Annotated in this window: 18 protein-coding genes and 1 pseudogene; 5 read left to right on the top strand and 14 right to left on the bottom strand. The window is 60.0% G+C overall.

Features of this window, described 5'->3' with window-relative positions:
• The first annotated feature begins 505 nt into the window (after window positions 1–505).
• Window positions 506–1519 carry a tyrosine-type recombinase/integrase gene (locus QYQ99_RS25730; protein ID WP_302090609.1) on the top strand — a complete coding sequence of 338 codons (1014 nt, stop codon included), beginning with the start codon at window positions 506–508 and terminating at the stop codon, window positions 1517–1519.
• A gap of 164 nt (window positions 1520–1683) precedes the next feature.
• Here the strand turns inward: QYQ99_RS25730 and QYQ99_RS25735 are convergent, their stop codons facing one another.
• From QYQ99_RS25735 to QYQ99_RS25790, 12 genes and pseudogenes are all read right to left on the bottom strand, one after another.
• The gene (locus QYQ99_RS25735) at window positions 1684–2808 is read right to left on the bottom strand and encodes a winged helix-turn-helix domain-containing protein (RefSeq protein WP_302090610.1); all 1125 of its coding nucleotides are present in this window, start codon (window positions 2806–2808) and stop codon (window positions 1684–1686) included.
• A gap of 26 nt (window positions 2809–2834) precedes the next feature.
• Window positions 2835–3230, bottom strand: a complete 396-nt coding sequence (locus QYQ99_RS25740; protein ID WP_367882826.1) for a GFA family protein — start codon at window positions 3228–3230, stop codon at window positions 2835–2837.
• 188 nt (window positions 3231–3418) lie between these two features.
• Complete coding sequence (locus QYQ99_RS25745; protein WP_302090611.1) at window positions 3419–3829, bottom strand: GGDEF domain-containing protein; 411 nt, start codon at window positions 3827–3829, stop codon at window positions 3419–3421.
• On the bottom strand, window positions 3733–5139 hold the full coding sequence (locus QYQ99_RS25750) for a cache domain-containing protein (RefSeq protein WP_302090612.1): 1407 nt from the start codon (window positions 5137–5139) through the stop codon (window positions 3733–3735). Before QYQ99_RS25750 ends, QYQ99_RS25745 begins: the two co-directional genes overlap by 97 nt.
• Window positions 5140–5235: 96 nt before the next feature.
• Window positions 5236–5487 carry a pyocin activator PrtN family protein gene (locus tag QYQ99_RS25755; RefSeq protein WP_302090613.1) on the bottom strand — a complete coding sequence of 84 codons (252 nt, stop codon included), beginning with the start codon at window positions 5485–5487 and terminating at the stop codon, window positions 5236–5238.
• A 165-nt stretch (window positions 5488–5652) separates the two neighbouring features.
• Entirely contained in the window at window positions 5653–8568 is a 2916-nt protein-coding gene (locus QYQ99_RS25760) for a Tn3-like element IS1071 family transposase (protein ID WP_003049965.1), read from the bottom strand.
• A gap of 118 nt (window positions 8569–8686) precedes the next feature.
• Entirely contained in the window at window positions 8687–8947 is a 261-nt protein-coding gene (locus tag QYQ99_RS25765; RefSeq protein ID WP_248694827.1) for a hypothetical protein, read from the bottom strand.
• Window positions 8948–9261: 314 nt separating this feature from the next.
• The gene (locus QYQ99_RS25770) at window positions 9262–9456 is read right to left on the bottom strand and encodes a hypothetical protein (RefSeq protein WP_248694828.1); all 195 of its coding nucleotides are present in this window, start codon (window positions 9454–9456) and stop codon (window positions 9262–9264) included.
• Window positions 9457–9918: 462 nt separating this feature from the next.
• Window positions 9919–10851, bottom strand: coding sequence for an electron transfer flavoprotein subunit alpha/FixB family protein (locus tag QYQ99_RS25775; RefSeq protein WP_248694829.1), 933 nt, complete (start codon window positions 10849–10851; stop codon window positions 9919–9921).
• Complete coding sequence (locus QYQ99_RS25780; protein ID WP_046988488.1) at window positions 10852–11607, bottom strand: electron transfer flavoprotein subunit beta/FixA family protein; 756 nt, start codon at window positions 11605–11607, stop codon at window positions 10852–10854. It lies immediately after the preceding gene.
• Window positions 11608–11631: 24 nt separating this feature from the next.
• A complete protein-coding gene (locus tag QYQ99_RS25785; RefSeq protein ID WP_248694830.1) occupies window positions 11632–13413 on the bottom strand; it encodes an acyl-CoA dehydrogenase in 1782 nt (593 codons plus the stop codon).
• Between the two features lie 24 nt (window positions 13414–13437).
• Window positions 13438–14795 (bottom strand): annotated as a pseudogene (locus QYQ99_RS25790) (MFS transporter).
• A 169-nt stretch (window positions 14796–14964) separates the two neighbouring features.
• Here QYQ99_RS25790 and QYQ99_RS25795 point away from each other — a divergent pair.
• Window positions 14965–15369, top strand: coding sequence for a transposase (locus QYQ99_RS25795; RefSeq protein ID WP_154163153.1), 405 nt, complete (start codon window positions 14965–14967; stop codon window positions 15367–15369).
• Between the two features lie 169 nt (window positions 15370–15538).
• Here QYQ99_RS25795 and QYQ99_RS25800 read toward each other — a convergent pair whose 3' ends face one another.
• On the bottom strand, window positions 15539–16588 hold the full coding sequence (locus QYQ99_RS25800) for an MBL fold metallo-hydrolase (protein WP_302090614.1): 1050 nt from the start codon (window positions 16586–16588) through the stop codon (window positions 15539–15541).
• Window positions 16589–16919: 331 nt separating this feature from the next.
• Window positions 16920–17960 (bottom strand): AraC family transcriptional regulator, encoded by a 1041-nt coding sequence (locus QYQ99_RS25805; protein WP_027015141.1) that lies wholly within the window; start codon window positions 17958–17960, stop codon window positions 16920–16922.
• A gap of 194 nt (window positions 17961–18154) precedes the next feature.
• Between QYQ99_RS25805 and QYQ99_RS25810 the strand changes: the two genes are divergently transcribed.
• Genes QYQ99_RS25810 through QYQ99_RS25820 form a run of 3 tightly spaced genes read left to right on the top strand, consistent with a single transcriptional unit; the run spans window position 18155 to window position 22043 of the window.
• The gene (locus QYQ99_RS25810; RefSeq protein WP_302090615.1) at window positions 18155–19300 is read left to right on the top strand and encodes an acyl-CoA dehydrogenase family protein; all 1146 of its coding nucleotides are present in this window, start codon (window positions 18155–18157) and stop codon (window positions 19298–19300) included.
• 2 nt (window positions 19301–19302) lie between these two features.
• On the top strand, window positions 19303–20379 hold the full coding sequence (locus QYQ99_RS25815; RefSeq protein WP_302093273.1) for a CaiB/BaiF CoA transferase family protein: 1077 nt from the start codon (window positions 19303–19305) through the stop codon (window positions 20377–20379).
• The gene (locus tag QYQ99_RS25820; RefSeq protein WP_302090616.1) at window positions 20376–22043 is read left to right on the top strand and encodes a long-chain fatty acid--CoA ligase; all 1668 of its coding nucleotides are present in this window, start codon (window positions 20376–20378) and stop codon (window positions 22041–22043) included. The genes QYQ99_RS25815 and QYQ99_RS25820 overlap by 4 nt, the downstream gene beginning before the upstream one ends.
• Window positions 22044–22069 lie beyond the last annotated feature (26 nt).

A 22069-nucleotide genomic window follows, 5' to 3' on the forward strand; every position in this document is an offset into this window, starting at 1 on the left:
GAATTGGTGGCAGGGAAGGTGATACAGCCTGAATGTTGTCCACCGACAGTGAATCTTTAGCCCCTATGGACTGGGCCAACGGGCAGTCCCGTACGCTGGATGGAGTGGGGGGCTTGCTTCAACTACTATCGACTGCTTGCACTCATCGAATGTACCTCGCCAGCAGAGGCAAGCTATTTCAGGCAACTAGCTAGTCAGGTTGGCGAGTCGGTGGCCTGACTTAGACTCAAACGCGTTCACGAACCTCTGGGTGATTCAGTCGAGCCATGAGATTTGGGTTTTCGTGGTGCTTTGATTCCGCGCGATTTCTGAGTGATCCATGCACCGTTATGGCACCACGAAACTTGAAACAATGATTTTTCTATTGAAAATCAAATGGTTACCGTGATACCTGTCCAGTCCATCATAGGGGCCACCGATATGCGCCACATGCTGCTATCTGGTTGTTTTTTAACGGTTTGTTCGGTGCTCATACTATGAAAAGTGCCTTGTGGTGCACTGAAAATTGACCCTGTTTCACCCCGTTTTGCCGGGTTTTTTGACGCTGAATGCTACATTGGTGCACCACGAATTTCATGGAGCACTGGTGGGAACCATCACCCAACGAAAGAGTGCCAAGGGTGTCGTATCGTTCCGGGCTCAGATCCGCCTGAAGGAAGGCGGAGAACTGACTCTTTCCGAGTCCAAGACGTTCACCCGGCGCGCTCTTGCCCAGGAATGGTTGCGCAGACGTGAGGCAGAAATCGAGGAGGCCCAAGCGACTGGCCAGCCTGTTCAAGGACTCGTCACCCTCAAGCAGATACTGCAGGATTATGTCAGCGATGCAAAAGGCATCGTGGCATGGGGGCAGTCCAAGACGGCCGACATCACCCGCTTGCAGAAGGCCAAATTGGCGCACCGCTATGCCCGGCATCTGCGTGCCATTGACTTCATCGAGTACGCCAGATGGCGGCGCACTGAAGAGGATGCAGGCCCTGCTACCGTGCTCAACGATATCGTCTGGTTGCGCCAGGCCTGCCTGGGCGCAGTGACGCGCTACGGGATGAACAAGCTGGTGCAGGAGCTGGATGCCGCCAAGCAGGAGCTGCTGCGGCTGAAGGTCATCTCCAAGCCGCGCCGGCGCATACGTCGCCTGAAGGCTGAGGAAGAGGCCGCATTGCGGGAGTACTTTGCCAAGCAGGAGACTCGCGCCTCGATCCCCATGCTGCAGATCTTTGAATTTGCACTGCTGACCACTCGGCGCCAGGAAGAGATCACTACGCTCAAGGTTGCCGACGTGGACTTCAACGGCCGCGTGGGCTGGCTGGATGATGTGAAGCACCCCAAACTGAAGACAGGCAACCGGCGCTGTTTTCGGATGCTGGAGCCTGCGTTGGCGTTGATCAAGCGACGTATTGAGTCAGGGCAGGCTGGCGAGTTGGTCTTTCCCTATAACCATCGCAGCATCGGCTCTAGTTTCACTCGAGCGTGCAAGCTTTTGAACATCACAGATTTACGCTTTCATGATCATGCGACATGAAGCTATCAGCAGACTGTTTGAACGAGGCTGCAGCATTGAGCAGGTCGCGCAGTGTTCGCTGCATGAATATTGGGCTTCACTAAAATCTTGATTCTGCTGATGTACCTGAGTTGGTATGGCGTGACAGATCCTTCGGTCGATGAAAAAACTCCAGTGAAAACCGATTACTGCACATCAGTGCAACCACAAAAGTGCGCCAGCTCACTGACCGCATCTTGCAGCCGCTGGTGAAAAATTACGTCAGGTACCCAGCCCGGCTCCAGGTGCAGGTTATGAACATGAAGACGAGCTGCGGCCCGATCTACCTTACAGTCGATACGGCCAACAAAGGCCTCTTGCCACAGAATGGGCAAACAAAAATAGCCGTACTTGCGCTGAGTCGCAGGCACATAGCTTTCAAGCCGATACTCAAAGTTGAACATCTGCTTCAAACGTTCGCGATGAATCACTGCATTGTCAAACGGGGATAGCAGACGCACCTCAGCGCCTGATTGCGGATGGCGAGTGGCTAGATGCTCGACCTCCACGGCATAGGCATCAGGCAGTAATGGGGTGTCCAGTTTTTGAACCATACCTTGCTCCAGACGAGCTTGAAGCAGTTCACGTATCGCGTTGCGCAAGGGCTTTCCGGTACGCAAATGAAGGAGTTGCCCCAAGGTGAAAACACCATGCGCACGCATGGCGTTATCTATCAGATAGGCTGCCACTTCTTCGGGGCTAGGTTCTTGCTGATTCAAACCTGGGGGGATCAATTGTTCAGGCAAGACATAAAGCTTTTCCATACCGTTGCGCTCGCAAATCATCAAGTCGCCTTGCATAAACAATTTTTCGAGCGCGCGCCTGCCCGGGCCATGGTCCCACCACACCCCTTTACCTTTTGTACTTTCTTTCAGGTCGCGTGTTTTCAGTACACCTTCGCCGCGCACACGGGCGATAATTTCTGCCATTAGCCCCTTGTCAACGTTCTTGAAGTAGGGGCTCTCGCCACGTCGAAAAGAGAGCATAAGTGGTAGCGCATATCGGTAGTCGCGCATAGGCAGGTAAGCCGCCGCATGAAACCAGTGCTCAAAAATTTTCCCGGTGCTGGTTAATTGATTCAAGTGCAGCCGAGAATACCCAGGCACCCGGTTCCAAAGAACATGGTGATGTGCTCGCTCCACAACTGATAGCGTGTCTATTTGCACATAGCCTAGATGCTCAATTGCAGCCAAGGTACCGGCAGGGCCCTTGCTAAATCTCTTGCGCAGTCCTAATCCCTGGGAGGCCAGCGCAAGGTGTCGCCAACGCATTTGAAGTGAGGGGGGTGTCACGCGCTTTACTGGTGAGGATGCTCAGGGAACTGTTTGGCGTCATCGCATATACCGTACCAGTTGGGCTTCTCCTGGACAAATTCGTGAAACAGGTTGCTTACTGGCAATTCGACGTCAAAACAGTTAGCTGCGACAGGGAATGACTCGAGAATTGAGGTCACTTCGCCAAGTGCAGTGCCGCAGTGAGAGCAAAAGCAGCGGCTGTATTTATAGGGAGCTTGTGGTTTGAATGTGGTGATGGAGTCTGCGCCAGAAAGTAGAGTGAAAGATTCACGCTTGACGAACACGAAGGTGCTGGCTCCAATCTTTCTGCATCGGCTGCAATGGCATGTGCCCATCATGGTAGGTGGACTGGCGACCGTAAATTGCACTTCTCCACAGCAGCAACTACCTGTAAGCATGTTCAGTCTTTCATTTTGATGCGATGCTGTATTTTAATACAGTACTGAATGGATTTCCAGTGTTCTTTGTGGAGTGTGCAGCATAGGAACAATGCCTTCTTTGATCCGATCGCGCTTGGCGGCGAGCTCAATGGTATCGTTCATCTTTTTTTTGGAGGAATCCTGTTCAAGCAGGACCAGTACTCGCACTAAGCCGGCTGCATTTCTTCAGTCTCTGATTGACGATAGACAGCCACACGGTTTCTGCCTTCACGCTTGGCTTTGTAGAGCATCTCGTCGGCGTATTTGATAACCGTTGGGATGTCGGAAGAGCTGTTCGGCCAGCTTGCCACACCCAGGGAAATGGTGATGTGGCCGACGCCTTCAAACACTGTTTCTTCCACCTGCTTGCGCAGGCGCTCTGCGACTTGAGCTGCAGTGTTTTCGCTGGCCCTAGGCAAGACGATTAAAAATTCTTCACCTCCGATACGACAAGGCAAGTCATCTGCGCGGGAGACTAATCTCATCTGCTTTGCCAGATCACGCAAGACGATGTCACCGACATCATGCCCAAAGGTGTCGTTGACCTTCTTGAAGTGGTCGATGTCGATAGAGACCACTGAGAAAAACTGGCTGGATTTTGCAATGCAGCTTCCAGGCTACGTCGATTACCAAGCTTGGTCAAAGGATCTGTTTTAACGTCGTCCTGAAGCTTCTCTATATTTTCATTGAGCAAGGACAGGCCGATTAACATGGCCTTTTTTAAATCATGGGCCTCAACGTACCACGATTTGATATTCTGAATTTTATTCGCTATTTCAGGATTACTTATGTCTTTCGCGTCCTCAGACAGCAATCGTAGAGGCTTTGCGATTCTGTGGGCACACCAGCAAATGAGTAATACAGAAACTATCGCGACAGGTAGTGTCTTAAGAACCACCTGCTTCATCAGCGAGTCCAATGGAGCAAGCGTTGCTGACATTGGTCTCTGGGAAACCACTCCCCAACGTGTAGTGGGAATAAGCGCATAGCCGGCAACCATCTCAATACCTCGAGTGTTCTGTACGATTCGGCTGCCCGATTCGCCATTTTTAATTCTTCCGATGACTTCATTACCATTAACGAGCGTACCAATTCTATTCTGGTCAGGATGGTAAATGAGCTTCTTGTTCTTGTCGACAACATACAAATATGAGCCATCATTATAGTAATGTGTTCCAAGTAGATCGTTTAGGATGCTCTGCTGATTTAGGTAGATGGTTCCAGCAACCATTCCTAAATAGTTGCCGGATGAGTCATGTATGGGGTGAGATATAAATATCAGCAAATTTCCCACGGTGGAAATATAGGAGTCGCTAATCAGCGGCTTCTTCGTTTCTATCGATTCAATAACGCCTGACGTAGAGAGAGTTCTTCCGGTGAGCTTGAGTTTTGCCGGGGAGGAGGCTAGCACGCTAGAGCGCGCATCAACTATAAGAATAGAGTTGAAGCTTTCAGTTTGATTCTTGAGTCTTTCAGATTCAGCACTAAGCGCATCGATATTGTTGAAGTGATTTGATAGATATGCAGAACTGGCTGCGAGTTGCTGTTGTGCTGCTTTTAGGAAGTCATCTGTGCTCTTTGCCAGCTTATTTGCGTAGACGAAATTAACATTGAGATTTTCATCAATCAGCTGTTGCCGTTGGACAGTATAAGCTGCATAAAATGTATTTATTAAAGAAGCACACGCGCTGGCAACAGTGAGGAACAAAATCAAACGTCTAAGATCTATTCTGCAAAAGATCTTGCTTATGTTGAATTTCACAGATTTCCCAGCTATTTGAACAATAAAAACTATCGAATATTGTGTTTCTATTGTATTTTCATTCTTCTGCTGTGTGAAAATTGCAACGGTCAGTACCTGTGCAAAAAATGCAGACTCTGTTGACATGCCAGCTTCGCGTGGGGCTTGGGTAAGCCGCCCCAGCTGGCTCGGGTCTCAATGCAGTCATTGTTTTCGGGGGCGCAAGAGCGTGAGGACCTTGAGTCAGCACCTCACAGCTTTCCATTCCTGCTCGGCCTGAACCTTCTTCTGATCGATGTACGCGGCCAGCTTGCTTGCATCCATAAACCACTGACTCTTGTTAGACCCCAGGCGATAAGCAGACACAGGCAATGCCTGCTTGTTAGCGGCTTCGGCGGCGCGTTTGGGGCTTAGGCCGAAGAACTCCATGCCGCATTTCTCCAGCGGAATGTTCACATCGCCGTAGATGGCCAGTAGTGCGAAGTGTGTGTTCATGGTGCGGCCCTCTCTTTATGTTGGGGTCTCCTCGTTTTCAGTGCAATAAGTGACGGTACGAAAAGCTAGCACTGGCGCGGAGGTGGTGTTGGTAGATCGTTGATTTCATTGACTTTCCTGTTCACTTTCAAATCTGCGATTCGTGGCGTCAAACCGTGGTCGGTTTCATCCATTGGTGCCAGTTATCGATGCATTTGGCCGCGAAGGCAGGATTTGGTCAGCATAGCGGTCAACCGGGAAGCGAAACACACCCCGCAAGTTGATGCTCTCCAGCCTGGTGGGCGCAATCTTCCCGATCAGTTCCGGTGGAATGACCTGGCGGCGGTTCGACCAGCGATCCAGGACCGCCTGCATCTGTGAGGTATTCCACGCCATCACGATGTTGGCCATCAGGCTCAACGCATCGGCCACAGCCTGCATTTCATCGACACGTTTGGCCTGCGCCGGGCTGATCCGGCCGGTATAAATGGCGCGCTTGAGGGCGTTAACAGCCTCGCCCCGATTGAGCACCCGGCGCAACTCGTTCCTGAAAGCGTCCTTGACAAAGTAGTCAGCCAAAAACGCCGTACGCAGCAACCGCCCCAATTGCACGCCAGCCTCATAGATTGGATCGCCCTGGGCGGCAGAACCGAACCGCGCAAGAGCTGCCACCGCACTGGCATGTCCGCTCATGACCGAGGCTGCCAGGTGCACCAGACTATCCCAATGCTTTTCGATCAAAGCGACGTCGACATTGGCTTCGCACACCGCAGCGATTTCTGCGGGCACTTTGGTGCCGCGTGGCACAAAGAGGTGGCGCTGTTTGAGTTCCTTCAACCGCGGGCAAAGATCAAAACCAAGCAAACGGGCATGTGACATGGCAAAGTCGGTGTAGCCATGGGTATCCACAGCAAGCTGGCTGGTCTCCAGCTTTTCTTGGCGGATGACACCTTCAATGGCCACGCCCGCCTGGCGCTCATTGAGCACAAAGGGCTGCGCATGGAAGATGCCCCACCGGTCTTTTACATGGGAGTAGATTCCAATGGAAGGTGTGTTGCGCCGAGGATCAAGCCGGGCTTGCCACACCCGTTTGGTGGTCTCCATGCTCATCATGTCAGAAGATGCCAAATCGGACCGCCCCCAGGTGGCGGCAATCGGGTGTCGCTGCATGAATTCCAGCACAGCCTGGCAGGCCTGGCTCAGACGCCGTTCGTCCCGCGCCCAGCGCATGGCCTGGCGAATGCTGGTGGCAGACAATTGCGGAATCATGCGCGCGCATTCGACCGCAGTCAGACTGGTGCCGTGGGCCATGATGCCGGCATAGACCATCAGCAGCTCGTCGGTAGAGCGCGGCTCACGTCCGAGCATGATCCAGCTAAAGCGCACCTGGGCGTCAACGGCCAGAATCACTTCCGGCAATTGAACCTCACCGATGCGGTGATCCAAAGCCGCGCGCAGCTTGGTCACTTCTGGGTCTTCGTCCTCTGCGGGCAATGGCGACAAATGGAGTTCATCATCCACGCGCAGTACGCCACTGCGGGCTGCAGCGGCCACCGCATCGACACCGGCAGTTACTCTGGCCAGCAAAGGCTTCAAGAAAGTGGCAGCCTTGCTGGGTAACGATAGACGGGCATAGTGTTTCTTGGACTCTGCCTGCCAACGCTCGTCCGTGAAGAACAAGCGCGCACGACCCCGAAAGCTCAGGCTGTGCTCAATCCAGACCGAGCCATTGCGCACCGCGCGGCGCAGGGCAAACAGGGTGGCCACCTCCAACGCCTGAAACGCCCGTTCCCGGTCTGGGCTGGAGATCGAAACCTGCCAGATCATTCCCAGACTTGGTGCCACCACTTCAACTGGCAGCTTTCTGGATCCTTTGAGATATAAAGCTTGCAGCTTGGCAAGGTACTCGATGGCAGGATGCTCGCCGGTGGCCTGCCAGGGCAGCTTTGCAATGGCGACGAGCAACGACCGCACGGGGCGAATTCCATCAATCAATCCCTCGCGGACCAGGGAGGCCCTGCTCGGTGGTTTGCGTTTCTGGGTTTCGGTGATCAAGGCTTCAAGACGGGCACGCAACTCAGCATCTGGCACCGCACCTTGCGCGCTCAAGGCAACAAGTTCGCCGAGCAGCGTTTTGTACATTGCGGCCCAATTGACGGTAGCGGGGACATCGGCGGCAGCCTGACGCCACAGATCGGCGATCCGGCGCTGCACCATAAGGATCAACTGGTCTGTGGTGGTGAACAGGCAATACCGAAGAAAGCATGCGACCTCCACGGTGCGCGCTGGCTCTTTGATCTTGGCTCCGGCTGAGGGCGGCCTGGAGACAAGTCGGCGCGCGTAGCGGCGCAAGATGAGATCGGGGATGTCTGCCAGGTGCTTATGAACGTCCAGCGTGTAAAGCAGGTCGATGCGCTCCAGTACCTCGCTGATTTGGCGGGTTGAGTGTTTCGCCGGTGCAGCCCATAGCCAACTCTGCTGGGTTTGTCCATCTGGGCGCAGCTCTGAAACTGAGGCTCGCCAGCGATCAAGTGTTGCTGGATCAACGCTGGCGGCGATGGCGGTGCCTGTTTCAACTTCAAGCTGGGCAAGTGCCGCCGCAATCAGTGTCCGAATTGCCCGCTCGTGCACGATCACCAGCTTGTTCTTGTACAGCCATTGACGCGCCCGCACGAGTAGCTGATCGCGGTCGGCGCAGCGCGCCACTTCGTCGCGCAGTTCACGTACCAGTGAGCGGCGCTGGTGCTCGCTCATCCACTGGAATCCAAGGACCGTGCAGGCTACTTGTTGGTGATCGAATAGCGTGCGCCCGCGTTCATACATGGCTCTCAGCGAGGCGACTTCTGGTGCTGCAATGCCAAGCTCGTTGCCAAGGTGGCGCCACAAGGCTACTGGAATTACCCGAAAGGCACCGAGCAAACGCCCACTCATGCGCAGGAAACCAATATGGAGCGCCAGACCAAGCTTGTGGGAATCACCTCGGCGTGCATTGATTGCGTCGCGCTCGGCACCATCGAAGGTGAAAAATGCCTTCATCTCGAAGTCGCTGATATCGCGGGGGAGCCCACGCATCCCCAAAAACGTTGTGTGCCAACCCTGCATCGTGAACCTCAAAAGTGGGAGGCCACCATACCCGTTTACAAAGCGAACAGGAAAGTCAATGAAATCAACGGTCTACCCAGACCACCCCCGCGCCAGTGCTAGCTTTGCGTACCGTCACTTATTGCACTGAAAACGAGGAGACCCCGGCGACCTGCGAAAGGCCATCCAGGACGATCGCCGCTTCTATGCCGAGCTGCTGCCAGCGGTTGGCATTCAACCGGAAGATTGATTGACCCCCAGCTGGCGCGTGATCCACACCAGCGATGCCATTGACATTGCGAACGCGAGGAAGCACCCGATCGTCAATCAATACATCGAAACGGCAGCCAAAGTGGGCAAGAAGGTGCCCTTCCGTAAGGGCGTCGAGTGGGCGCAGCACACGGGGTTTCCGTGCGGGGGCTCAGGGACAAGGAACCGACAGCAGAGAACCTGGAATATCTTATGGAGAGCTTGCGTCGGGCTCGCTATGGCGTGTAGGCCTTTCGATGCACTCGCTTGGACTTGATGGCAATCCGCGCGTACCAGATTGCTGGTCGGGCTCGCTGGAACTGACGATCACTGGCCTGCGGGGCCACAACGGATGATCAACTCACGTCTCGGACTCGGACTACGGCTGTAGCACCTCGTAGAGTTGCTGTTAGGATCAGCGCCGGTCGTTGGGCCCAACGACCGCATGGTGCCAAGCACGTGAATTCACCCGCCGGCGGCCACCGACTGCAACCGCGCGCGAACCCAGGCCGCGCCATAAATGACGGAGCGGCGAGGCTCGGAAGGCCCGAAATCCTGGAATGTGCTTGCAAAGCCGGCGTCGATGAGAATGAACGTCCCTCCCGCATCTACGAGGAACGAGTCGCCGTTCTTGGCTGGGTACATCTTAATTTTCAGCATGCAAGAGCATAGGCAATGAGCGGTTTAGATGCAGTGTTGTCACATGCATGCGACGTAGACAGGCCACGCTCGTGGGCGCGTGGGGCAGGAGGAAAGGGGGCCGCTCCTAACGCAGTCTAGCTCGCAACACGCGCGCCGGCGGCGAACACAGCCATTCCATGCGCCGTGATGCGGCGATGCTCCCACCGTACGCTTAGAGCGTGCAGCGGTCAGTCGCGGCCACGTTGCGTGAGTACCCGGTTTCGGCCGAAGCCGGCATTCGGGCTTCGGCAGCGAATGTCTCAGTCCAGCCTGAAGCGGGCCCCAATCGACGACGTCGGCTTTGCAGCGGGTGCTGCCGGTCAATTCGGATCGACGAACTTACGGTATCTGCCGTATAGCGGTCATCGCCACGCTAGCCCAATCGAAAAATGCACTGCAAGCGATGCCCTTGGGCTGTCGGCAGCGGTGTAACTGCCTCAGTCAGAGCGCCTTAACCAATTCCGGCACAGCCGTGAACAGATCGGCCTCCAAGCCATAGTCGGCCACCGAGAAGATCGGCGCCTCCGGATCCTTGTTGATCGCCACGATCACCTTCGAGTCCTTCATCCCCGCCAGGTGCTGGATCGCCCCCGAGATGCCGACAGCCACGTACAGCTGCGGCGCGACGATCTTGCCGGTCTGCCCGACCTGCCAGTCGTTGGGGGCATAGCCCGCGTCGACGGCCGCGCGGCTTGCGCCCATCGCGGCGCCGAGCTTGTCGGCCAGCGGCGTGATCACTTCGTCGAACTTTTCCTTGCTGCCGAGCGCCCGCCCGCCCGAGACGATGATCTTGGCGGCCGTGAGTTCGGGCCGGTCGCTCTTGGCGATCTCGCTGCCGACGAAGCGGCTCTGGCCCGCGTCGGGCGTGGCGGCGGCCGTTTCGATTTGTGCGCTGCCGCCGGTAGTAGCTGCGGCGTCAAAGCCCGTCGTGCGCACGGTGATGACCTTGACGCTGTCGCTGCTCTGCACGGTGGCGATCGCGTTGCCCGCGTAGATCGGGCGCTCGAACGTGTCGGCGCTGATCACCTTGGTGATGTCGCTGATCTGCGCGACGTCAAGCTTGGCAGCGACGCGCGGCGCGACGTTCTTGCCGCTGGCCGTCGCGGGGAACAGGATGTGGCTGTAGTTCTGGGCGATGGCGAGCACCTGCGCGGCGACGTTCTCGGCGAGGCCATGCTCGAGGCCCGCGGCGTCGGCGTGGATCACCTTGGCGACGCCGGCGATTTGCGCTGCGGCCTGCGCGGCGGCGCCGGCGTTGTGGCCGGCGACGAGCACGTGGACGTCTCCGCCGCAGGCGGCGGCAGCGGTGACGGTGTTGAGCGTGGCGCCCTTGATGGACGCGTTGTCGTGTTCAGCAATCACAAGTACCGACATTTAGATCACCTTCGCTTCGTTCTTGAGTTTTTCGACCAGCGCGGCCACGTCGGCCACCTTGACGCCGGCGCCGCGCTTGGCGGGCTCGGTGACTTTCAAGGTTTTCAGGCGCGGCGTGACGTCCACGCCGAGGTCCTCGGGCTTGAGCGTGTCGAGCTGCTTTTTCTTGGCCTTCATGATGTTGGGCAGCGTCACGTAGCGCGGCTCGTTGAGGCGCAGGTCGGTCGTGACGACGGCGGGGAGGCTCAGCGCCAGTGTTTCGAGGCCGCCGTCGACTTCGCGCGTGACGTGGACCTTGCCGTCCACCACTTCGACCTTGCTCGCGAACGTGCCCTGGGGCAGGTTGGCGAGCGCTGCGAGCATCTGGCCGGTCTGGTTGGCGTCGTCGTCGATCGCCTGCTTGCCCAGGATGATGAGGCCCGGTTGTTCCTTGTCGACCAGGGCCTTCAAGAGCTTGGCGACGGCCAGGGGCTGCAGCTCGAGGTCGGCTGGGGTCTCGACGAGGATGGCGCGGTCGGCGCCGATCGCCATCGCGGTGCGCAGCGTCTCCTGGCATTTGGCGTCGCCGCAGGAGACGGCGATGACTTCGCTCGCCACGCCCTTTTCCTTGAGGCGAACGGCCTCCTCGACGGCGATCTCGTCGAAGGGGTTCATGCTCATCTTGACGTTGGCGGTGTCGACTCCCGTGCCGTCCGACTTGACTCGGACCTTGACGTTGTAGTCGACCACGCGCTTGACGGGTACGAGGATTTTCATGGAAGGGTTTCCTTTCAGGATCATTCAGAGTTGATCGTCCGCCAGGGCCAGCGTGCTGCCGGCGCCGCCAGTGACGATGTTGCGCAGCATCGGGGCCTGCACCAGGACGTGCGTCGCGTAGTGGCCGGCCGTGGCTCGCTTAGCACCGAGGAAGCTAGCATCGCCCGAGTCCGCTGCCAGTTGCGCGGTGGCCGCTTCGGCCATGCGGGCCGACAGCCAGCCGCCGATCACCGTGCCCGCCAGCCGCAGAAAGGGCACGGCACCCGCCGCGCAGTGCGCGGGCTGTGCGTCGTTGGCCAACAGCCAATCGGTCGCTTCCTCCAGTGCATGGGCTGCCGCCGCCAATGCGCCGCCGATCTGCGTCAGCGCGGCATCGGACGCCACAGTCAGGCGTCGCGCATCGCTGTCGATGCGGCCCAGCAGTTCCTTCAGCGTGCGCCCGCCCTCGCGTGCCAACTTGCGGCCGATCAGGTCGTTGGCCTGGATGCCTGTGGTTCCTTCGTAGATCGTCGTGATCCGGGCATCGCGGAAGTACTGCGCCGCGCCGGTTTCTTCGATGTAGCCCATGCCGCCGTGGATCTGGACGCCATCGGATGTGATGCCCTGTGCACCGTCTGTACACCAGCCCTTGACTATCGGCGTCAGCAGGCCGACCAGCGCCAGAGCATCAGCGCGCTCCCGTGCATCAGGGTGACCGGCGGCGCGATCCATCTGCCCTGCGCAGAAGTAGGCCAGCGCACGCATCGCCTCGGTGCGCGCCTTCATATCCATCAGCATGCGGCGCACGTCGGGGTGGCCAACGATGGTGGCGCTGCCGGCCAGCGCCGGCTTGCCCTGCACGCGCTCCAAAGCATATGACCGCGCATGCTGGTAGGCACGCTCGGCAACGCCTACGCCCTCGAGCCCGACGTTCAGCCGTGCGTGGTTCATCATCGTGAACATGCACGCCAGCCCCTGGTGTGGCTCGCCGACTAGGTAGCCGATCGCGCCGCCCCGATCGCCGAAGCTCATGGACGCTGTAGGGCTGCCGTGAATGCCTAGCTTGTGCTCGATCGAGGTACAGGCAAGGTCGTTGCGTTCGCCCAGGGATCCGTCGTCATTGATCAGGAATTTTGGGCACAGGAACAGCGAGATGCCCTTCACGCCCGGCGGGGCGTCGGGCAGGCGGGCCAGCACCAGGTGGACGATGTTCTCCACCATGTCGTGCTCGCCCCAGGTGATGAAAATCTTATTGCCGCTGATGCGGTAATGATCACCCTCGGGCACGGCGCGGCTGCTCAGCGCGGCCAGGTCCGAGCCAGCTTGCGGCTCGGTGAGGTTCATGGTGCCGGTCCAGCGGCCAGCGACCATGGGCTCGAGGAAGCGGCGCTTGAGGTCGTCACTGCCGTGGTGGGCGATCGTCTCCACTGCGCCGAGCGTGAGCATCTGGCACAGGCTGAAAGCCAGGTTGGACGACTTCCACATCTCCAGCACGGCGGTGGAAACCAGTGTCGGCAGACCTTGGCCGCCCCACTCGGTAGAGGCCGGCATGCCGATCCAGCCGTTCTCGCAGAAGCTGGCCCAGGCGTCGCGAAAGCCATCGGCGGGCGTGACCTCGCCGTCGTGCCAGCGCGCGCCTTGCACGTCGCCGGGGCGGTTCAGCGGGTCCAGCACGCCGGCGGCGTAGTTGGCCGCCTCCTGCAGGATCGCCTCAACCAGATCGGGCGTAGTTTCTTCGTTGCCGGGCTGGCCGCAAATGACGTCTAACCCCCCGACCTCCTTCATTGCGAACAGCATGTCGCGCAGGGGCGCGGTGTAGACAGACATAGCGGACTCCATTGATGGCAACGATCAGGCGTTTTGCGGCGTCGGCTGCAACGGGCGCGGTTCTCGCACAGCCTCTTGCGGAGTCGCCGACGTCGGGCCGCCGTGCTTGATGAACGCTAGGGCGATTGCGCCGAGGACTCCGAAAACGCCGATCACCAGGAAGTTCTGTTCCAGCGGCAGTTCCAGCGCGACGATCTGTCCGATCAGCAGAGGCGCCGCAATAGCACCCAGGCGCCCCACGCCGGAGGCCATGCCGATACCGGTCGAGCGGATGGACATCGGGTAGAACTGCCCGCAGAAGGCATAGGCCACCAGTTGCGCGCCAGTGGTGCAGGCGCCGACCGCGCCAATGATCAGGTAGCGCACCTCGGTCGAGGTCTTGAACGTCATCAAGTACAGCAGCACGCCGCCCAGCGCATACATCGCCACCAGCACCCACTTGATGTTGAACTTGTCGGCGAGCCATCCGCCGCCCACGGCACCGATGATGGCGCCAACGTTCAGCGCGATCACGAAGCTGAGTGCAGACCCCAGGCTGTAGCCAGCCATCGCCATCAGCTTGGTCAGCCAGCTGCTGAGCGCATAGACCATGAACAGACCCGAGAAGAAGGCCACCCAGAACAGCATCGTGCTCAGGCCCCGCCCGTCCTGGAACAGGCGGGCAACCGGCGCACCCGCCACGCGGTCGGCAGCGGGCACGACGAACTGCGCGTCCGCCGGGTGCTTGCCCCCCGGCTGGAGATGGCGTGCCACTTCGGCGAGCTCGCCGTTGCGACGTTGAGAGATCAGGTAGGTCATGGACTCCGGCACCAACTTCAGGATGAACGGAACTAGCAGCACGGGCACCCCCGCCGCGATGAACACGGCCTGCCAGCCGTACTCGCCGATCAGTTGCTTGCCCAATACCGCGGCCAGGATGCCGCCCAGTGCGTAGCCCGAAGTCATCAGCGCCGTCATCAGGCTGCGGATCTTCTTGGGCGAGTACTCGACCATCTGTGCCACGATGACCGGGAGCACGCCACCAATCCCCAAGCCCGCGATGAAGCGCACCACGCTGAAGCTGATGGGGTCCTTGGTGAATCCGGCGGCCGCGGTGAACACACTGAACAGCATGACACCAATGGAGAGGGCCCAGCGACGACCAATCCGGTCGGACAGCGTGCCCAGAATCATAGCGCCGAACATCATGCCGAACTGGCCATGAAACCGGCAGTCGATGCGTTCACGCCCATCTGCTGCATGATGGACGGCATGGCGATGCCCACCACAGCGATGTCATAGCCGTCGATGATGAGAATCAACAGGCACCACAGAAGCACTTTGGCATGAAAGCGGTTGAAGCGAGCGTCGTCGGCGAGCTTCTGTATGTCGATTTTGTACACGTTTTTGTCTCCTTTGAGTTAGGCTCCGGATCGTGGGGACGGCGGTCATCGCCGCACTGCTACATGTCGTCCAGCGCACGCAAAGAATCGTAGGTGCCGGTGCTGCGAGCCGCGATGACGAAGCGCCCCGATCGAATGACAAACGGCCCCTTTCTGAGAGTCTGTTCAAGTGCACCAAGAGGTCAAGCGTCAAGCTGAATATGCTCGCCGCGTGCGGCTGGTGTTCCAGCACGAAGGGCACTTCGACCTGCTGGGAACACCCCGGCAGGGTTGGGTGCCCAGGGGCTCACGCCCCATCGTCGGCGCACGCCTGCAACGCCAGTACCTGTACGCCTTCGCTGCCGTTAGCACGCACGATGGCGTGATGGACTCTCTGGAGCCGCCCTGGGCTAACGCTGAGACAATGCCGGTGTTCCTGGCAGAGATGGCGCGACGCCATGTCGTCGAGTTCATCATCATGGTCATGGATCAAGCGGGTTGGCACATCGCGGGTCACTTGGATGTGCCACAGAATATGAGCCAAGAGTTTCTGCCACCCTACAGCCTTGAGCTGAATCCGGTCGAGCATCTGTGAAAGGTGCCGCGCCAGGACTCGTTCGCCAACACGGTGTTCAAAGATCTGGAGGCCGTACACGACGCGCTGGTGCAAGAACCCATTGCTCTCGAAACACACCAGTAAAGAACCCAGTCAATGACAGGGCTTGATTGGGTTGCTTCTATATCCTTGAGGGCAAATTAGTGCATCAGGCGAGCCGATAGCGCATTGCACCGTCTTCGTCCTTTGCAGACACGATTTCCCCACGCTGGTCGAGATAGTTCAGGTGGGCGAGCGTCTCTCCGGTCGCGAGGTTGAGGTGCATTTGCTCCGCAACAATGGACGAACGGTACAGGGCGCGAACCAGGTCGATGACCCTCAGAGGCTGCGCAAGTTGTTGCCTGACGCGGTCGGTGCCTCTGACGGTGCTCGCACGCAGTTGCTCCAACCGTAGGTGCAGGCCATGGAAAGGTTCGTTGTGGGCAGGCAGAACCAGGGCGCTCCCAGGTACGCGTTGCATCAACCGGTCGATGGAATCGAGCCAACCCTGCAGAGGATTCGCATGCGGCTCGGTGGCGTACACGGAGGTATTGGAACTGATCCTGGGAAGAACCTGATCCCCCGATATCAGCAAATCCAGTTCGCGCGAGTAGAAGCACGCGTGCTCGGGGGAATGTCCTGTGCCGACGATGACTTCCCATTCCTGGTCCCCGATCCGCAACATCTGGCCATCCGTGAGCCGCACAAAGCTGTCAGGCAATGGATGGATCATTTTACCGAAGTCACCGAACCGGGTGCGGTACTCATCCACCTCGGTGTCGCTCCATCCGGCCCTCCGATAGAAGCGAACGCCATCGACTGGCGCTTCCCGCCCCGTATCGGCAAGCATCACCCGACAGCTCAAATACTCGTCTCGTGTCATCCACAGCGCGCATTCGAAGCGACGTGTCAACCATCCCGCCATGCCCACATGATCCGGGTGCATGTGCGTCGCTATCACACGGGAGATGGGTCGGCCGGCTAGCGGCCCCTGCGGAGCGAGCAAGGCGAGCCACGCGTTCCTGACGTCCACGCTGCGAATGCCCGTGTCCACGACCGCCCAACCAGGACCGTCGCTCAATGCCCAGAGGTTGATGTGATCCAGGGAAAACGGCAGCGGCATGCGCAGCCACAGCACACCAGGCTTGATTTCCGTGGCTTGGCCAGGGAGTGGGAGATCCGAGAACGGATACGAGAGTGCCGGGGCTGCGTCGGTCATGATGCTTGATTTACATTCTGGCAGTGCTGCTCCTAATGGCGCAGAGCCATCACTCCTATGCAGTGCGAGCTCAGTTTTAGCTTAGGAAGCTTAGAAGTCAGCCTCAACGGTGGCAATGACGAATGACCTCGATAGGCTGACGGAAAGCGTCTGCTTCCTGGCGCAGCCTGTCGCTGCGCTGCCGTCGGTGCAACTGCCAGGGCTGCAAACAGTCTCTTGAGCGCACGAGAGCCTCGCTCGATGTGGGCCAAGACCCGGCAGCTATGAAGGCGCCGATCTTCTCGGTGGTCGGCTACAGCCTCGTGGCCGTGCCGGAATTGGTCGAATGCCTCTATGTAGGGTGCTGCGGGCTACGCGAGCGGGCGCGGTAGGCTCCCGGCGCGCTGCCGGTCCAGACCTTGAAGGCGCGCTGGAAGGCGGTGCTGTCGGTGAAGCCCAGGTCGGCGGCGATGGCGATGAGCGAGGCTTCGCTGCTGGTTAGGCGCACGATCGCCATGTCGCGCCGCAGTTGGTCCTTCAGTGCCTGGAAGGAAGTGCCCTCGGTGGCCAGGTGCCGCTGCAACGCACTCACCGACATATGCAGGCGCTGCGCGGTGACGGGCAGGTCGGGCCATTCGGGGTTGGCCAGCTGCAGCACCATGCGGACCCGCGCGCTGGCGCTGCGCTCGTTCAGGTGCGGCCCCACCACGTTGCCCGGCGTGGCGCGCAGAAAGGACTGCAGCGCGTCCCGATCGCGCCGCACCGGCAGTTTGAAGGCGTCGGCGTCGAACCAGGCGGCCGTGCGCGGCTGCCCGAAGCACAGCGAACCGGAAAAGATGCGCCCGTAGCTCATCGCATGGAGCGGCAGCGCAAAATTGAAGTCGAATCGCTGCGGCACCAGCCGGCCGCCGTGCAGCCACAGCAACAAGCGCCAGAACACGCGCAGCAGATGTGCATGAAGGAATTCGGCATGTGCGCCCGGGCCGCCGCGCATCTCCAGCGCGAAGCCCCCCAGCGCGCCCTCGGTCACGGGCACCAGCGTCACGTCGTCCTGCAGCAGGGCGAAGGATTCGCTCAGGCGACGCAGGGCGCATGACAACGAATGGGCAGTGAACGCGCTGCGCACCATTAGCGCGAAGCTGCCCGGGCGCATGGGTCGCTCATGTAGGTAGCCCAGGCACTCGTCGTTCAGGCTGTCCTTGACAGCGATAAATAGCGCGTTGAACTGCTCCACGGTTACGCGCGAATCCTCGAGCTCCAGCAGCGATTCGCTGATGCCGGCGCGCCCCAGCACGCCCTTCAGCCATTCTTGCGTGGCCAGCCCCTTGCCGCGCGCGCCGTCCAGCAGGCCATGCACGGCAAAGATAGGAGCGGTGAAGACGGGTTGCAGCATTGCGTGTGATCGAAGGAGCCAACGCCGGTCGCGCGGGCCAAAAGAAGTTATTTGTCAGTTGATTGAGGCAATCCGCCATCGCCCTTGCAGGGGCCAATTATTACGATTGTCGCATCCCCAAAAACACTTCGGCAGTGGCGCTGTGCGGAACGCCCGGTGCGGGGTCAGAAGCCAACATACAAGGAGACATGCCCATGCTGCCACAGCTGTATCGCCACGCCTGGATGGACGGCGAGATCGACGCCTTTCGCGAGCAGGTGCGTCGCTACGTTGCCGCCGAATTCACTCCCCGGCTCGACGAATGGCGCCGCCAGGGCTACATCCCGCGCGAGGTCTGGCGTCCGTTCGGCGGGATGAGCTTTCTGCTGCCCGAGATGCCCGAGACCTATGGTGGTGCCGGCGCCAGCCTCGCCTACCAGCTGGTGGTGCAGGACGAACTGGCCAAGGCCGAGATGCCGGTCAATATCGCGGTGCACACCATCGCTTCGCATTACATCCTGGACTTTGGCACCGAAGCGCAAAAGCAGCGCTGGCTGCCCAAGGTGACGAACGGCGAGATGCTGGCCGCAATCGCGATGACCGAGCCGGGCTGCGGCTCGGATCTGAAGGCCATCTCCACCCGGGCCCGGCGCGACGGCGACCACTACGTGATCGACGGCGCCAAGACCTTCATCACCAACGGCTTCACCGGAAACCTGCTGATCGTCGCGGCGCGCACCAGTGGCGCGGGCAGCAAAGGGGTGTCGCTGTTCGTACTGGAGACCGAGAACCTGCCAGGCTTTCGTGTGGGCCGCCTGCTTGAAAAGATCGGCATGCAGGCCTCGGACACGGCGGAGCTCTTCTTCGACAGCGTGCGCGTTCCAGCCGACCAACTGCTGGGGAGCGTTGAAGGACAAGGCTTTGGGCAACTGATGGGCGCGCTGCCCTACGAGCGCATGGTCATTGCAGTGCCGGCGGCGGCCGTCATCGACCGGGCGTTGGAGCTCACCATCGAATACACGAAGCAGCGCAAGATATTCGGTGCGCCTCTGTTCGACATGCAGACAACGCGCCAAAAGCTGGCCGAGATGGCGACCATCGCGCATGTGGTGCGCAGCTTCGTCAACGACTGTACACAGAGACTGCTGGACGGCACGCTGGATAACGAGGCCGCCTACATGGCCAAGTGGTGGTGCACCGAGCAGCAGTGCCGAGTGGTGGACGAGTGCCTCCAATTGTTCGGCGGCTACGGCTACATGGCCGAGTACCCGATCGCGCGGATGTATGCCGCTTCGCGAGTGCAGAAGATCTATGGCGGCGCCAACGAGGTCCTGAAAGATCTGGTTTCGAGGAAGCTGTGAACATGCCGCACACGTTGCACACGCTGCAGATGCCGCTGCACGGCGTCCGTGTGGTGGAGTTTGAGGGCATCGGTCCAGGCCCTCTGGCCGCCAGGATGCTGGTCGACATGGGCGCCGAGGTGATCGCGCTGGCACGGGCCGAGCAGGCTGCTGGGGCGCAGCGGCTGGGCGGGGCGGTGGAGAACCCGCTGCACCGCGGCAAGAAGGTCGAGGTCATCGACCTGAAGTCGCCCGGTGGCAAGGCGCGCGCACTGGAACTGATTGCCCAGGCCGACGCTCTGATCGAAGGCTTTCGCCCAAGGGTGATGGAGCGGCTGGGCTTCGGCCCCGCAGATTGCGCGGCGCTCAATCCCCGACTGGTCTATGGCCGGATGACGGGCTGGGGCCAGGACGGGCCACTTGCCCAGGCCGCGGGCCACGACCTGAACTACGTCGCGCTGACGGGCCTGCTGTCGCTGTCGGCGCACAGGGGGCAGGCGCCCATCGTGCCGCCCTCGGTACTCGGGGACGGTGCCGGGGCGCTAGGCATGGCTTTTGGCATCGCCTGCGCGCTGGTCGATGCACGGGCCACCGGCCGTGGCCGGGTTGTGGACGCAGCCATCGTGGACATCGTGGCCATGCTGGGCACGCTGGTGCACTGGATTCGCGCCAACGGGCAGATCGACGGCGCACAGCCGAGCCCGTTCCACGATTCGCCGTTCTATGACGTGTACGTCTGCGCCGACGGCGGCTTCATCAGCCTCGGCGCGATCGAGCCGCCGTTCTACGCATTGCTGTTGTCCAAGTTGGGCCTGGCGGACGTGAACCCTGCAGACCAGTACGACACGGCGGCGTGGCCAGCGTTGAAGGAGCGCATCGCGGCCCTCATCCGCACCCAGCCCCAGGCGCACTGGTGCGCGCTGCTTGAAGGCAGCGACGCCTGCTTTGCACCCGTGCTCAGCCTGGCCGAGGCAGTGCGGCATCCGCACAACGCGGCACGGGGCATCTACCAGACCACCTCTTTCGGCGCCATCGAAGCGGCCCCGGCCCCACGGTTCCAGGCACTCAACGCAACCACCACCCAGGAGACAAAGAAATGACTGCTACCACCCACATCGTCCGCGGCTGCCCGTCCACCACGGGCAACGACCGCCAGCTCAACACCACGACGCTGATCCGGCACGCCGCGCGCACCCATGGGGACCAGGAGATCGTCTACCGCACACCCGATGGCGGCTGGGATCGCTACACCTATGCCGACTGCTACGCGCGCGTCTGCCGCAGCGCCAATGCGCTGCGCGCGCTCGGTGTCGAGCCCGGCGACCGGGTCGGCATCCTGGACTGGAACAGCCGACGTCACTTCGAGCTGTACTGGTCTATTCCCGGCCTGGGTGCTGTCATGTTGCAGATGAATCTGCGCCTGGGCCCAGAGGACCTGGGCTACGTGGTCGACCACAGCAAGGTGTCCTACGTTTGCGTAGACGAGTCATTGCTACCCCTTGCCGAATCCGTCGCAGCGAATTCGCCCCAGATCAAGGGCTGGATTGTCATGACCGACAAGCCGCTGGACCAGATCAAGACCACGCTGAAACCGCTGCTGCACTACGAAGACCTGCTGGCCGCCGCCGACACGAAGATCGACTGGCCCGAGATCGACGAAACCTCGGCCTACAGCGCCTGCTACACCACCGGCACCACGGGCAAGCCCAAGGGCGTGTACTACTCGCACCGCGGCATCTACCTGCACTCCACGGCCATGGCCACCAATCTGGGCATGACGCTGGACGACTGCGTCATGCTCATCACGCCCATGTTCCACGGGCAATGCTGGGGCCTGCCGCAGGCCGCCACGCTGCTCGCCGACAAGATCGTGCTGCCGGGCCGCTACGTTGCCGAAGACACCAAGCCGCTGGTCGATGCCATGATCGCCGAGGGCGTGACCATCGCCAATGGCGCACCGGCCATCTTCCAGCCCATGCTGCAGTACATCGAGACGATGCCGGTCAAGCCGGACTTCAGCCGCATGCGCATGCTGTCTGGCGCCACCGAGCCGCCGCTGTCGATGATGATCGGTTTCTACGACCTCACGGGTGCCGAGGTGGTGCATGCCTACGGCGCCACCGAAGCCACAACGTTGGTGACGATGAACCGCCTCAAGTCCACGCTCAAGAAGCGCCTGACCCAGGACGAGCGGTGGAACCTCAAGCGCAAGCAGGGCCTGGTTCTGACCGGGGTAGACATCCGCATCCTCGATGCCAACGACAAGGACTTGCCACACGACGGACAGTCGGCAGGCGAGATCTGCCTGCGCGGCCCCTGGATAACGGCCAGCTACCACGACATGCCCGATTCCGGAGACCGCTTCCTGGAGGGCGGATGGTGGCGCTCGGGCGATGTCGGCACGGTGGACGAGAACGGCTACCTCAAAGTCACCGACCGCATCAAGGACGTGATCAAGAGCGGTGGTGAATGGATTTCTTCCATCGACATGGAAAACCTGCTCATGGGCCACCCGGCCGTGCGCGACGCCGCGGTGGTCGGCATTCCCCATGCGAAGTGGCAGGAACGGCCGCTGGCCCTGGTGGTGCTGAGGCCCGGCCAGCAGGCGACTCAGGAGCAATTGCAGGAACACCTGACCAGCGCCTTCGCCAAGTGGCAGTTGCCAGACCAAGTTCTGTTTGTCGAAGCCATCCCCAAGACCAGCGTCGGCAAGCTCGACAAGAAGCGCATCCGCGCCGAGCATGCGGGCCGCTACGCCGAGTGAGCCAACCTTTTTGCACCAGGAGAAGA

This window comes from Comamonas testosteroni (assembly GCF_030505195.1).
Taxonomy (GTDB): domain Bacteria; phylum Pseudomonadota; class Gammaproteobacteria; order Burkholderiales; family Burkholderiaceae_C; genus Comamonas; species Comamonas testosteroni_G.